At 35.4% G+C, this 12,350-nt stretch carries 16 protein-coding genes; 9 read left to right on the top strand and 7 right to left on the bottom strand.

Going from position 1 to position 12,350, the window contains the following annotated elements; all coding sequences use genetic code 11:
• Positions 1-14: 14 nt before the first annotated feature.
• A complete protein-coding gene (locus ACLBXA_RS16515; RefSeq protein ID WP_000516758.1) occupies positions 15-395 on the bottom strand; it encodes an Hsp20/alpha crystallin family protein in 381 nt (126 codons plus the stop codon).
• Between the two features lie 124 nt (positions 396-519).
• Positions 520-642 (bottom strand): small acid-soluble spore protein P, encoded by a 123-nt coding sequence (locus ACLBXA_RS16520; protein ID WP_000042142.1) that lies wholly within the window; start codon positions 640-642, stop codon positions 520-522.
• A gap of 121 nt (positions 643-763) precedes the next feature.
• On the opposite strand from ACLBXA_RS16520, the gene ACLBXA_RS16525 reads away from it, so the two are divergent.
• Both ACLBXA_RS16525 and pdaB read left to right on the top strand, forming a co-directional pair.
• The gene (locus ACLBXA_RS16525; RefSeq protein WP_001146295.1) at positions 764-1,027 is read left to right on the top strand and encodes a hypothetical protein; all 264 of its coding nucleotides are present in this window, start codon (positions 764-766) and stop codon (positions 1,025-1,027) included.
• 46 nt (positions 1,028-1,073) lie between these two features.
• The gene (pdaB, locus tag ACLBXA_RS16530) at positions 1,074-1,799 is read left to right on the top strand and encodes a polysaccharide deacetylase family sporulation protein PdaB (protein WP_000917689.1); all 726 of its coding nucleotides are present in this window, start codon (positions 1,074-1,076) and stop codon (positions 1,797-1,799) included.
• Between the two features lie 41 nt (positions 1,800-1,840).
• Here the strand turns inward: pdaB and sspO are convergent, their stop codons facing one another.
• Positions 1,841-1,990, bottom strand: a complete 150-nt coding sequence (gene sspO / locus ACLBXA_RS16535) for a small acid-soluble spore protein O (protein WP_000518060.1) — start codon at positions 1,988-1,990, stop codon at positions 1,841-1,843.
• A gap of 291 nt (positions 1,991-2,281) precedes the next feature.
• Between sspO and acnA the strand changes: the two genes are divergently transcribed.
• The gene (gene acnA / locus ACLBXA_RS16540; protein WP_000238552.1) at positions 2,282-5,005 is read left to right on the top strand and encodes an aconitate hydratase AcnA; all 2,724 of its coding nucleotides are present in this window, start codon (positions 2,282-2,284) and stop codon (positions 5,003-5,005) included.
• 117 nt (positions 5,006-5,122) lie between these two features.
• On the top strand, positions 5,123-6,763 hold the full coding sequence (locus ACLBXA_RS16545) for an ABC transporter ATP-binding protein (protein ID WP_097825796.1): 1,641 nt from the start codon (positions 5,123-5,125) through the stop codon (positions 6,761-6,763).
• A gap of 32 nt (positions 6,764-6,795) precedes the next feature.
• On the opposite strand, the gene ACLBXA_RS16550 is transcribed toward ACLBXA_RS16545, so the two are convergent.
• Positions 6,796-7,053, bottom strand: a complete 258-nt coding sequence (locus tag ACLBXA_RS16550) for a hypothetical protein (RefSeq protein WP_001083890.1) — start codon at positions 7,051-7,053, stop codon at positions 6,796-6,798.
• Between the two features lie 252 nt (positions 7,054-7,305).
• On the opposite strand from ACLBXA_RS16550, the gene ACLBXA_RS16555 reads away from it, so the two are divergent.
• The 4 genes from ACLBXA_RS16555 to sspN all read left to right on the top strand — a co-directional run bounded on the left by ACLBXA_RS16555 (position 7,306) and on the right by sspN (position 9,405).
• Entirely contained in the window at positions 7,306-7,881 is a 576-nt protein-coding gene (locus ACLBXA_RS16555; RefSeq protein WP_000269061.1) for a redoxin domain-containing protein, read from the top strand.
• A 115-nt stretch (positions 7,882-7,996) separates the two neighbouring features.
• On the top strand, positions 7,997-8,944 hold the full coding sequence (locus ACLBXA_RS16560; protein WP_000528760.1) for a 3'-5' exonuclease: 948 nt from the start codon (positions 7,997-7,999) through the stop codon (positions 8,942-8,944).
• A 139-nt stretch (positions 8,945-9,083) separates the two neighbouring features.
• The gene (locus ACLBXA_RS16565) at positions 9,084-9,227 is read left to right on the top strand and encodes an FbpB family small basic protein (RefSeq protein ID WP_001254699.1); all 144 of its coding nucleotides are present in this window, start codon (positions 9,084-9,086) and stop codon (positions 9,225-9,227) included.
• A gap of 43 nt (positions 9,228-9,270) precedes the next feature.
• The gene (sspN, locus tag ACLBXA_RS16570) at positions 9,271-9,405 is read left to right on the top strand and encodes an acid-soluble spore protein SspN (protein ID WP_000527987.1); all 135 of its coding nucleotides are present in this window, start codon (positions 9,271-9,273) and stop codon (positions 9,403-9,405) included.
• Between the two features lie 86 nt (positions 9,406-9,491).
• Here sspN and ACLBXA_RS16575 read toward each other — a convergent pair whose 3' ends face one another.
• Positions 9,492-10,784, bottom strand: a complete 1,293-nt coding sequence (locus ACLBXA_RS16575) for a glycosyl hydrolase family 18 protein (protein ID WP_000614855.1) — start codon at positions 10,782-10,784, stop codon at positions 9,492-9,494.
• Between the two features lie 109 nt (positions 10,785-10,893).
• Between ACLBXA_RS16575 and ACLBXA_RS16580 the strand changes: the two genes are divergently transcribed.
• Entirely contained in the window at positions 10,894-11,313 is a 420-nt protein-coding gene (locus tag ACLBXA_RS16580; RefSeq protein ID WP_000495808.1) for an acyl-CoA thioesterase, read from the top strand.
• A gap of 26 nt (positions 11,314-11,339) precedes the next feature.
• On the opposite strand, the gene ACLBXA_RS16585 is transcribed toward ACLBXA_RS16580, so the two are convergent.
• On the bottom strand, positions 11,340-11,630 hold the full coding sequence (locus tag ACLBXA_RS16585) for a HesB/YadR/YfhF family protein (RefSeq protein WP_001054452.1): 291 nt from the start codon (positions 11,628-11,630) through the stop codon (positions 11,340-11,342).
• A 108-nt stretch (positions 11,631-11,738) separates the two neighbouring features.
• Positions 11,739-12,335, bottom strand: coding sequence for a glycerol-3-phosphate 1-O-acyltransferase PlsY (gene plsY / locus ACLBXA_RS16590; protein ID WP_000258974.1), 597 nt, complete (start codon positions 12,333-12,335; stop codon positions 11,739-11,741).
• Positions 12,336-12,350: the final 15 nt, after the last annotated feature.

Genomic DNA, 12,350 nt, shown 5'->3' on the forward strand with positions numbered 1-12,350 from the left:
TATTATATTAACTCTTAATTTGAAAAAAGAACTTTTTTTTCATGCTTATCAGCAACTTCATTTTTGGAAATATGAATGGCTAAAAATCCGTTTTCTAAGCAGGCTAGCATCTTTTTATAAATGATAGTAGTAGGTAAAGGGATTGTTCGTTGTAAGGAAATGTTTTTATGAAGTATGCATATAGCTAGGCCTGTCTCTAACTTTTTAATGAGTACATTTTGTTCAGTGACATTTTGTACATCTGTTTCCAAAATATATTCTTCTTCGGTTTCGCAAAGGTCGATGTGAATTTGATTTGGAAAGCTAAAGTTACTATAAGAATCGGAACAAAATTGATCCATCCATTCTTCGAAACCATCAACATGAAAAAGACAATTCTTCTTTTTCTTGCCCATGTAAGACACCCTCCGTAAAATATCAATTCATATCATGTTATGCATGAATGAAACAGAGGTGAAGAATAAATGATGAAATACAAACATTTTATGTTGAATGTGCACGGTATGTGAATATTTTTTATTACATATCATGATGTGCATGTTTTTTTTGGCGTGAATGGTTACGGTTTTTTACTTTATGAGATCCGCTTAATGGCTCAGGTTGTCCTTTTTTTTCTTTAGATTCACGATTGTTTTTACTCATTATATGTGACACCTCCTCTTTCTTTTTAGAATGAGAGAAGTTGACGATTTTATACAAGAATGTTTTTAGAAAAAAAGGTAAAGATAAAGGGGACTAACTATTATAGAAAGGGGATTATATAATGCCATATCATAAAGATAAGCAACAAGCCTTTCAAGCGGCACAGCAAGGAGTTACACAAGCAGAGAATGCATTTAATAATATTGTGAAGAATGACCCTAACTATGGTCATGATTTAAAAGAGTTACGCCAAGAGGTTCAGGAAGCATATGAACAAATTCAAAATGCACTAGAGGTAGCTTCAGAAACACAACGTCCACAACTTGAGCAATATGAAAATAATCTCCAAAATATAATGCGAAATGTAGATCAATTAGAAAAGTAAATGAGGTTGTTGTCTATTCGACAACCTTGCTGCTTTAGTGAACGTTATGTTAAAACAGAAAATTCTTTTAATAGTTTTTTCTTTATTATGCGCAGTACATATATTTCAAGTGGAAAAAGTGGAAGCGAAAATGTTGCTCAGAAAAGAGTTAGAACCAACTGGTTATGTAACATGGGAAGTACCTAATAATGAAAAAATTATTGCAATTACATTTGATGATGGGCCAGATCCAACATATACACCGCAAGTTTTAGATTTATTACGTCAATATAAGGCTGAAGCGACATTTTTTATGATTGGATTTCGAGTTCAGCGCAATCCATATTTAGTGAACCAAGTGTTAAAAGAGGGACATGAAATTGGAAATCATACGATGAATCATTTGTATGCGAGTAATTCGTCAGATGAAAAATTAGAAAATGATATTTTAGATGGAAAGAAATTTTTTGAAAAATGGGTGAAAGAACCTTTGCTATTCCGTCCTCCTGGTGGATATATTAACGATGCTGTATTTAAAACAGCGAAAGAAGCTGGTTATCAAACTGTTCTATGGTCATGGCATCAAGATCCACGTGATTGGGCAGATCCAGGGGTTGAATCCATTGTAAATCATGTAGTGAAAAATGCTAAAAGTGGCGATATTGTATTGTTACATGATGGAGGAAATGATCGTAGTCAAACGGTAGCAGCGCTAGCAAAAATTTTACCTGAGTTGAAAAAGCAGGGCTATCGATTTGTAACGGTTTCGGAATTACTACGTTATAAACATTAGAAAAAATCCCAAAAGGAAAATAGACCTTTTGGGATTTTTCTTTACTGGTTCTTTTTACGTTTCTTATTATTTTGTCGCTCTGCTGGAGTTAAAGGCTCGTTTGCAAATTCTTCATTGTAACCAGTTCCTTGTCCTTGTGCAGATGCAACATTCATTCCTGAAATAGTATGATTTGCTTTTCTTTTACCCATTTTATTTCACCTCTATAACATTTTTTGTATGTTGAATGATGAGCAGTTCATAGTATGTATGAACTGTAAGTAAATCGCTGATAGAGCACTTTACTTTATGATAATAGTATTCATAAGGAGCATGAAAGCTATTCAAATTTAGAAACATAAAGAAAACTTATGATAATCTATAAGTTTCTTATTATTTACTTATTTAGAAAGTTGTAATAAGATATTATCGTAAGGTATTGAAAAGTTTGTCTACATTTTATATTCAGACAACTTAGTCACGTTTAACAGGGGGGAAACATAATGGTCAAACATAATCCATTTCAATCACGTGCAACTTTTGAAGTAGATGGAAAAACGTATCATTATTATGATTTGAAAGCGCTTGAAAATGCAGGGGTTGGCAACGTATCTCAATTACCATATTCCGTGAAAGTTTTACTTGAATCAGTACTTCGTCAAGTAGACGGACGTGTAATCACAGAAGAGCATGTTACAAATTTAGCGAAATGGGGAACGAAAGATGTGCAAGATATCGATGTTCCATTTAAACCATCTCGTGTAATTTTACAAGATTTCACTGGTGTTCCAGCTGTTGTTGATTTGGCTTCGCTTCGTAAAGCAATGGCAGACATGGGTGGGGATCCTGACAAAATTAATCCTGAAATTACTGTAGACCTTGTAATTGACCACTCTGTACAGGTTGATAGAGCGGGTACGGCAGACGCGCTTGCATTCAACATGGACTTAGAGTTTAAACGTAATGAAGAACGTTATAAATTTTTAAGCTGGGCACAAAAATCATTTGATAACTACCGTGCAGTTCCACCAGCTACAGGCATTGTACACCAAGTAAACCTTGAATATTTAGCACCAGTTGTTCATGCTGTGAAAAATGCTGAAGGTGACTTAGTTGCATACCCAGATTCATTAGTTGGAACAGACTCACATACAACAATGATTAACGGTATCGGCGTTCTTGGATGGGGCGTTGGTGGTATTGAAGCAGAAGCAGGAATGCTTGGACAGCCTTCATACTTCCCAGTACCTGAAGTAATCGGTGTGAAATTAACTGGCACACTTCCAAGTGGTACTACGGCAACAGACGTTGCATTAAAAGTAACACAAGTATTACGTCAAAAAGGTGTAGTTGGTAAATTTGTTGAGTTCTTCGGTAATGGACTAAAGAGTATGCCTTTAGCTGACCGTGCAACAATTTCAAATATGGCACCAGAATACGGCGCAACTTGTGGATTCTTCCCAATCGATGATATTTCATTAGAATACTTACGTTTAACAGGTAGAGATGAAGAGCAAATTCGTATTGTTGAAGAATACTGTAAAGCGAACGGTTTATTCTATACAGCAGATAGTAAAGATCCAATCTACACTGATCTTGTTGAAATTGATTTAAATACAATCGAATCTAACCTTTCTGGACCGAAACGCCCACAAGATTTAATTCCACTTTCAGATATGAAAGATGCGTTCCACAAAGCTGTTTTAGCACCAGTTGGAACACAAGGACTTGGATTTAATGAGCAAGAGTTCGATAAAGAAGTGAAGGTTACATTAGAAGATAAAGAAGTAACGATGAAAACAGGTGCAATTGCAATCGCTGCAATTACAAGCTGTACAAATACATCAAACCCATACGTATTAATTGGAGCAGGTCTAGTTGCGAAGAAAGCAATTGAAAAAGGACTTGTAGTACCTGAGTACGTAAAAACATCATTAGCACCAGGATCTAAAGTTGTTACTGAGTACTTAGATAAATCCGGTTTAACAACATATTTAGATCAATTAGGTTTCCAAACAGTTGGTTACGGTTGTACGACTTGTATCGGTAACTCTGGTCCATTAGCGCCAGAATTAGAAGAATCAATCGCAGCAAACGACTTACTAGTAACATCTGTTTTATCTGGTAACCGTAACTTTGAAGGTCGTATTCATCCTCTTGTAAAAGCAAACTACTTAGCATCACCACCACTTGTTGTGGCATATGCACTTGCAGGTACTGTTGATATTGACCTGAAAAATGATGAAATCGGTAAAGATGCAAATGGCAATGCTGTTTACTTCAATGATATTTGGCCATCAGCTAAAGAAATTGAAGATGTAGTTCAAAGCGTTGTTACATCTGAATTGTTCAAGAAAGAATATGCACAAGTATTTAACAGCAATGAGCGTTGGAATGAAATCCAAACTTCAAACGAAGCTTTATATACTTGGGATAATGATTCAACATACATTCAAAACCCACCATTCTTTGAAGGTTTATCTAAAGAGCCAGGTGAAGTTGAAACGTTATCAGGTTTACGCATAGTTGGTAAATTTGGTGATTCTGTAACAACAGACCATATTTCACCAGCAGGTTCAATTGGTAAGCACACACCAGCTGGACGCTATTTATTAGAAAACGGCGTACAACCAGTTGACTTTAACTCTTACGGTTCTCGTCGTGGTAACCATGAAGTTATGATGCGTGGTACATTTGCAAACATCCGTATTAAAAACCAAATCGCACCAGGAACAGAAGGTGGATATACAACATATTGGCCAACTGGTGAAGTAACATCAATCTATGATGCTGCTATGAAATATAAAGAAGATGGAACAGGTCTTCTAGTTGTTGCTGGTAAAGATTACGGTATGGGAAGTTCTCGTGACTGGGCTGCGAAAGGTACTAACTTATTAGGTATTAAAGCAGTAATCGCAGAAAGCTTCGAACGTATTCACCGCAGTAACTTAGTATTAATGGGTGTATTACCACTTCAATTTAAAGATGGCGAAAGTGCTGAAACGTTAGGTCTTGTTGGTAACGAGTCATTTGAAATTCAAATTGACAAAACAGTTAGACCGCGCGATCTTGTAAAAGTAGTTGCAACTGATTTAGATGGCAACGAAAAACAATTTGAAGTAGTAGCTCGTTTCGATAGTGAAGTAGAAATTGACTACTACCGTCACGGTGGTATTCTGCAAATGGTTCTTCGTGAGAAAATCGAAGAGTCAAAAGTGTCAAACTAAATAATTGAAATGAAAAATAAGGAAGCTAACAATAGTTAGCTTCCTTATTTTATGGAAAGGGATGAAACCATATGGTTTCATCCCTTTCTTTTTACTACGAAAAGTGGAGGGAACGTCATGAAAGAATATAAAAGAATATTGTGGCCGTTACGAAAAGAGAAAATATTAGTAATGGCAGCTGTATGTAGTGGGATAATTGCTGCCATTTTAAATTTATCACGCCCAATTTTCATGGGATTAATTGTAGACAATCTTATTCAAAGGGAGCTAAAAGGTGCGTATTTATATATAGCTTTGTTTGCGGGTATTCGCTTTTTAATGTGGACGAACAATCTTTTATTTGATTATATAAGTTCAAAAGCGAGTCAACGTATATTACAAACGAAACGTATAGAATTATTGCGTCACTATTTCTCATTACCGTTTGAAGAGAGTGAGAAGATCAAGCAAGGGGAGTTAGAAACTTGGGTCGTATCTGATATTCCGAACTGGATCAGATTATATGGCTTTATATTAATAGAGTATATACACGCTATTGCCCAATTTATTGGAGCTTTCATAGCACTACAACATATAGATATACAGTTTATATTGTGGGTAACTCCGTTTTTATTTTTAAGTACAATTGTTCCAATACTGATGGGAAAAAAGGTAAGAGATATTGCAAGCGTTGCTCAAAAAAATCAATCGAGTGTTGTAGAGATGGTGTCACAGTTTGTAAAGGGTATACAAGATTTACGTAGTTTACAAAAAGAAAAATGGGCTATTCGCTTATTTAAAGGAGTAACGGCACAATCTTATAAATCGGAAGTAAAGAAGACGATGATGCAACACTGCATTGGAGTAGTTGGAACAGTGATTGAAACAGGGGCATATATCGTTGTTCTCATTATAGGCGCGCAAAAAATAATGAAGGGAGAAATGGAAGTTGGCTCAATTGTTGCCGTGTTAGCCACAATTGAAATGCTCTTTTTTCCAGTCCGTTACGTTGGCGATTTATTAATGATGACACAAGTTGCAGTCGCTTCGGCAAATAGAATTTTTTCCTTTTTAGATAAACGAGTGGCAGATAGTAAGGTAGAAAGAGCGATGGGGATGACAGTAACAAATGTTTCATTTCAGGAGAATGATGAAGAGAAATGCAGAATTCATAATATTGATTTGCAAATTAATCCAGGTGAACTCGTTATTATTGTAGGAGATAGTGGCGCAGGAAAAACAACGCTTTTAAAATTAATGACAGGGTTGTATAAACCATCTAATGGTAACATTGTTTATTATGGTGATGAGGCTCGTATGACTACAGTGTGGCAAGAACCTCGTTTCTTTCGGACGACAGTAAAAGAGAATATGTATTTCGAGGAAGAGGGTTTAGAAAATCAGTTAGAAAAAAATATTGAGCTTGTAAATGTGAAGCCGATAATTAGAGGTTTATCGGAAGGGCTTCAAACTGTACTACATAAAAGCGGTGAAGAGTTTTCGGGGGGGGAAAGAAAACGTCTTGCATTATTACGTGCCATTGTTTCAAATCCGAATCTTATTATTTTAGATGAACCAACTGCGGGATTAGATCCGAGCAACCAAGAAACTATTTGGAATATGATAGAAGGATTAGGAAGAGAGGTCACGAGAATTGTGGCAACACATGATGTAGAGAAAGCGATACTAGCAGATCGTGTTGTCATAATGAAAGAAGGACGTATTGTTGCATGTGGAAGTCCTAAAAAATTAATAAATAGTCATTCGTTTTGCAAGTGATGTGAATAAAGATAAGAGTACTGCTCTTATCTTTATTCAGCATCATTTATTTGATACTCGATAGATTCTGAATGATTCAGATCAACGTTAAAGGTAGCGGTCGTAAGGAAAGTGGCAATTCCAAGAATTAAGAAAAGGACGAATGAGACTAGAGAGACGTAGAGACAAATACGCCCTACTTTCTTTTTTTTAAGGTCTTTACTAAAGAGTGAAATGATCCATGTAATAATACCGACTGGGTATAAAAGAAAACTAAGAATATATAATGTTGTTTTTTCGAATGAATTCATAAAAAATCCCCCTTTTGTTGTAGGTTTATAACTACGAGAGTAAAAAGGTGAATGGGTCCATAAGAAGATAAGCAACACTTCATTTATTTTTCTAATTATATGATAAAAAGGAAAAAATTTCACTTTAAATAAGAATATTCTAATTATTTCGACTGTGAATATTTCCAAGCTCGTCCGTATAAGCTAAAATAAGGTATATAGTATTTGGGTAATTAGGTTAATAAGAAGATAAATACGTTAGGGTGATATAAAATGTGGCGGAAGCTTACGATTATTGTAGTGTTACTTTGTTTAGCGGGATATGCAGCTTATGAACAATTTGGTAAAAAAGATCAGGCGGTACAAGGGGAGCAAGAAAAAAGTGAAGCTGCTATGAAAGAGATGATTGCAAGTAATGGTATCGAAATAGGGAAGAGTGCGCCAAACTTTGAATTAACGAAGTTAGATGGAACGAATGTAAAGTTATCGGATTTAAAAGGAAAGAAAGTGATTTTAAACTTTTGGGCAACGTGGTGTGGACCATGTCAGCAAGAAATGCCGGATATGGAAGCTTTCTATAAAGAACATAAAGAGAACGTAGAAATTTTAGCAATAAATTATACGCCTTCAGAAAAAGGTGGGGGAGTAGAAAAGGTAAGCAATTTTGTTAAAGAAAAAGGAATTACTTTTCCTATTTTATTGGACAAGAACATTGATGTGACAACAGCGTATAAAGTAATTACGATTCCAACTTCGTATTTTATAGATACAAAAGGTGTCATTCAAGATAAGTTTATTGGGCCGATGACGCAAAAAGAGATGGAGAAAAGAGTTGCTAAATTAAAATAATGGTGAAAAGGTAGAGGTGGAGAGTTCCCATTTCTGCCTTTTCTTTTTCAAGTAGTAATAACTTCATGATATGATGTAAGAAATATAAACGTTTAGAGATAAAGGAGTGTATGGAGTGGGGAATGTATCCTTACCGTTAGATTATGTTGTAATTGATTTTGAAACAACAGGATTTAACCCTTATAATGATAAAATTATTCAAGTTGCAGCAGTGAAATATCGTAATCATGAATTAGTAGATCAATTTGTTTCATACGTGAATCCAGAGCGGCCAATTCCGGACCGAATAACGAGTTTAACAGGTATTACTAATTATCGCGTTTCAGATGCACCGACGATTGAAGAAGTGTTACCTTTATTTTTAGCATTTTTACATACAAATGTTATTGTGGCCCATAATGCTTCTTTTGATATGCGCTTTTTGAAAAGTAATGTAAATATGCTAGGGCTACCTGAACCTAAAAATAAAGTAATTGATACTGTATTTTTAGCGAAGAAATACATGAAGCATGCGCCTAATCATAAACTTGAAACGTTAAAGCGAATGCTTGGCATTCGTTTAAGTTCTCATAATGCATTTGACGATTGTATTACGTGTGCCGCTGTTTATCAAAAGTGTGCAGCTATTGAAGAAGAAGGGAACCGAAAAGTAAATAAGGCTGTGCTTGATGAAACTGCGGTATACGAAGCGGTGAAAGAAATGCTTGTATGTAATAAACGTAATGTAGAATGGCTACGTTGTATGAATGTAGGAAGTTATTTAGATATAAAAGCTTTTTATCCAGTTATGAGAGTAAAGGTAAAAGGGCGAAAGAAATATGTATTAACAGAAATATTAGAAGATGATGTGAAAGAAATATGTACAAGCTTAAAATGTGAACCAGCGTTAAAAAGTGAAGTTGGTAATACGAGAATTATGCTTAATAGCTTAGAGGATGTTATGAAATTAGAAAGTTATATTTTAGAACAGTATGATTTTGTGTTACAGGCGCTTCATGATTATAAAGAAAATGAAATGAATGCAGATGAAAAGTTGAAAGAGTATTTAAATATTATGGTATGAAAAACTCCGTGTGCAATATATTGTACACGGAGTTTTTTTAGGAGTACTAAAACATAAAATTTTCTTACAAATCTGATTAAAGAGTTTTTCGTTTGCTCATACTATGTAATAAGAAAGCGAAGGAGAGAGGGTGAACAACATGAGAAGAAGTCGCCGTAAATCGTTTGAAGAACTTGTAAATGAAAATAAACAACAATTATTAAGCGATCGTGATGCAATTGATCGCATTGAAGAGCGCATCGAAAAACGTTATGAAATGAAACTTTTTAAGCAAGCTGAATAATTCTTAACACTAGTACGATACTAGTGTTAAGGAGGCGATAGTAATGGGTAATCCGAAAAAAAATTCAAAAGACTTTGCACCAAATCATATTGGAACACAATCGAAAAAAGCTGGTGGAAATAAAGGAAAGCAAATGCAAGATCAAACAGGTAAACAACCGATTGTTGATAACGGTTAAAAAGGAGAATGTTATCATTCTTCTTTTTTGTGAGGAAATGAAAGATGAGTTTTTAGCAGTAATATGAAAAAAAGGGCTGACTTTTGTCAGCCCTTTTTCGTAATCGTGAAATTTTCAACGAGTAAACGCCAATTTTGCGGGAATGGTAAACCGATTTTCCAGTAACTAATACCACCTATACCTTGTTCTTTCATTAAATTGAATTTACTTTGAACAGACCGTGAATCTTCAAACCAAACTTCGTGTTGCACGCCGTTTTCATCAAAATAATTAAAATGAGGAGCTTGGGCTGTGAAATCATAACGAATAGGAACATTATATTTACGAGCTAGTGCAACAGCTGCGACGGAGCTAATTGCTTTTGCAGGTGGATTTCCTTGTTTAAATGGAAGTTTCCAATCAAACCCGTATAAATTTTGCCCCATCATAATTTTTTGTGGAGGCATTTGAGATTTTGCATATTGAAGTACTTCTTTCACTGGACCGATAGGAGAAATCGCCATCGGTGGCCCGCCCTGCCATCCCCAGTCATATGTCATAATGACGACGAAATCAACAATTTGCCCTTGCGCTTTATAATCATGAGCTTCGAAAAATTTGCCCTTTTGATTGGAACTTGTTTTCGGTACGAGAGTTGTGCTCAATGTGTACCCACTAGGTAAGCGTGTTTTTACATTTCGTAAAAAGCGATTATACGCCTCGCGGTCTTCAGGTGCTACACTTTCGAAATCGAAATGAATGTCTCGCATGCCATATTTTTCAGCTGTTTGCAAAATGTTAGTAATAAATTTGTTTTGAATCGTTGCGTCGCGTAAAATAACTGATGTTAGATCGGCACTGAAATTACCATTTTCAATATTTGTAATAACGAGCATAGGGATTGTTTTACCTTGCGTTGCAATATTAGCAATTTTAGCTGTTTCAGTAGGTTCTTTTAATGTGCCATCTCTTTTTGCCTCAAAACTAAAATAGGCTAAGTATGTTAAAAATGGATTGATGGCGCGTGTCGCATTAACTAAACTCTCTTTAATCGGTATAGTTGAAGGTTGTAAGTAAGCGATGGATTCTACAGCTCGTTTTGTGCCTTTTGGTACATATAATTGTTGTCCGACATGGAGAATAGATTTTAAAGATAAATTATTAACTTTAGCTAAACTAGCGAGGGGGACATTATATGTTTGAGAAATTCGATATAGGCTGTCACCAGGCTGTACATAATAATTATTTCCTTTCGTATTAACGATAAGTGCCTGACCAACAACGAGCGTTTCAGCTGGATTTAGTCCATTGTCTTTTACTATTTCGTCAGGTGTTGATCCATATTTTGATGCCAAGCTATATACGCTATCACCACTACGAACAGTTACAATTTGAATCATATGCTGGCTCCTTTCAGTAAAAGATTCACTGTTTTTATTTTATTTTTGATGTTACTGTATTATGATTAAATGTATGCAAGGTAGCAGAAGTGAAAGAAGGCGAATACATATGTTTGTAGCAGAACATGAAGTTGAAATCCGTTATGCGGAAACAGATCAAATGGGTGTTGTTTACCATTCAAACTACTTAGTGTGGCTTGAGTTAGGTCGCACGAAACTTATACAAGATTTAGGTTTTTCATATGTTGAAATGGAGAAAGAAGGAATTATTTCTCCTGTGTTAGATTTACAAATTTCATATCGTAAAGCGATGCGTTATGGAGAAAAGGCAATCGTAAAAACATGGGTCGATACTGTGAGCCCGCTTCGCGTTGTATATGGATATGAAATATATAATGGTGATGGTGATCTTTGTATTACTGCAAGTACGACGAATATTTGTGCGAAAAAAGAAGGGTTCCGCCCTGTATCATTTAAAAAGTTATATCCTGAGTGGTATGCGAAATATGAGGAAATTAAGAAAAAATAAAAAAGCGTGGCAGAAGCCGCGCTTTTTTATTTTTCATAATTAAATTGTGGGAAGTCGTCACCTTCATGAAGTGTAACAGATAAATTATGTCCATCGAAGAACCATTCATCATCGCCTTCAATAAAGAAGTTAATACCTTCTTCTTGAATTTGAACAGCAGGGTGTGCAGGATCATCTTTACGAATACCTAAAGAAAGTCCTTTTTGCACAGTACTGCAACCACCGTATTGTACGAAAAAGCGTAGTGTTTCATTTGATTGTAAGTTTAATTCATTTTTATACCATTGTGCTGCTTCTTTTGTTACGGAAAGATTCATGTATAGTTCCTCCAAGTTATGTTGCTTTTTCTTTAGTATAAAAAATAACGCAAAAAGACGCTATTAATATGCTTCACGTTTTCTTTTTGCGTTATGTGGGTTACGATCTTATTTTTGCTTTTTTGAAAAGTTTGCTTTTGGTTCAGTTTTATTTATAATTCGTCCGATATTTGCACGGTGTTTATAAATAACCATACCTGCTAATAAACACATCGCAATAATGAAGATTTTATCCCCGCTAACAATGGATGCAATAACAGCAACAACTGCTGTTACCATAGAAGAAAGTGATACGTATCTTGTTGTAAATAAAAGGGTGAAAAATACAACAGCCAATATTGCAAAAACAACTGGTGAATAGCATAATAGCACCCCAGCAGAAGTTGCAACTGCTTTACCACCACGGAATTTCGCGAAGATCGGGTAGACATGTCCAAGAACAGCCGCTAACCCGAACCATAGTGGGTGAATATCTAATCCGAAAATCATTGGTAGACTTGTTGCTAATGTCCCTTTTAAAATGTCAGCAATTGTAACGGTAAAACCTGCTTTTTTCCCTAATGTACGGAATGTGTTTGTTCCGCCTAGATTACCGCTCCCGTGCTCACGAATATCGATTCCGTAGCCAATTTTTCCAACAACTAGTGCAAATGGAATCGAGCCAAGCAAGTAGGCAACGATAAATAAAAGATATGTAGTAACCATAAGTTCAGTCTCCTT

The sequence above is a fragment of the Bacillus sp. D48C genome, assembly GCF_053345735.1.

What these genes read in the sequence shown, in the direction of transcription:
- ACLBXA_RS16515 (WP_000516758.1), bottom strand. Translation starts at nt 395, where the DNA reads ATGGGCAAGAAAAAGAAGAATTGTCTTTTTCATGTTGATGGTTTCGAA.
- ACLBXA_RS16520 (WP_000042142.1), bottom strand. Translation starts at nt 642, where the DNA reads ATGAGTAAAAACAATCGTGAATCTAAAGAAAAAAAAGGACAACCTGAG.
- ACLBXA_RS16525 (WP_001146295.1), top strand. Translation starts at nt 764, where the DNA reads ATGCCATATCATAAAGATAAGCAACAAGCCTTTCAAGCGGCACAGCAA.
- pdaB (WP_000917689.1), top strand. Translation starts at nt 1,074, where the DNA reads ATGTTAAAACAGAAAATTCTTTTAATAGTTTTTTCTTTATTATGCGCA.
- sspO (WP_000518060.1), bottom strand. Translation starts at nt 1,990, where the DNA reads ATGGGTAAAAGAAAAGCAAATCATACTATTTCAGGAATGAATGTTGCA.
- acnA (WP_000238552.1), top strand. Translation starts at nt 2,282, where the DNA reads ATGGTCAAACATAATCCATTTCAATCACGTGCAACTTTTGAAGTAGAT.
- ACLBXA_RS16545 (WP_097825796.1), top strand. Translation starts at nt 5,123, where the DNA reads ATGAAAGAATATAAAAGAATATTGTGGCCGTTACGAAAAGAGAAAATA.
- ACLBXA_RS16550 (WP_001083890.1), bottom strand. Translation starts at nt 7,053, where the DNA reads ATGAATTCATTCGAAAAAACAACATTATATATTCTTAGTTTTCTTTTA.
- ACLBXA_RS16555 (WP_000269061.1), top strand. Translation starts at nt 7,306, where the DNA reads ATGTGGCGGAAGCTTACGATTATTGTAGTGTTACTTTGTTTAGCGGGA.
- ACLBXA_RS16565 (WP_001254699.1), top strand. Translation starts at nt 9,084, where the DNA reads ATGAGAAGAAGTCGCCGTAAATCGTTTGAAGAACTTGTAAATGAAAAT.
- sspN (WP_000527987.1), top strand. Translation starts at nt 9,271, where the DNA reads ATGGGTAATCCGAAAAAAAATTCAAAAGACTTTGCACCAAATCATATT.
- ACLBXA_RS16575 (WP_000614855.1), bottom strand. Translation starts at nt 10,784, where the DNA reads ATGATTCAAATTGTAACTGTTCGTAGTGGTGATAGCGTATATAGCTTG.
- ACLBXA_RS16580 (WP_000495808.1), top strand. Translation starts at nt 10,894, where the DNA reads ATGTTTGTAGCAGAACATGAAGTTGAAATCCGTTATGCGGAAACAGAT.
- ACLBXA_RS16585 (WP_001054452.1), bottom strand. Translation starts at nt 11,630, where the DNA reads ATGAATCTTTCCGTAACAAAAGAAGCAGCACAATGGTATAAAAATGAA.
- plsY (WP_000258974.1), bottom strand. Translation starts at nt 12,335, where the DNA reads ATGGTTACTACATATCTTTTATTTATCGTTGCCTACTTGCTTGGCTCG.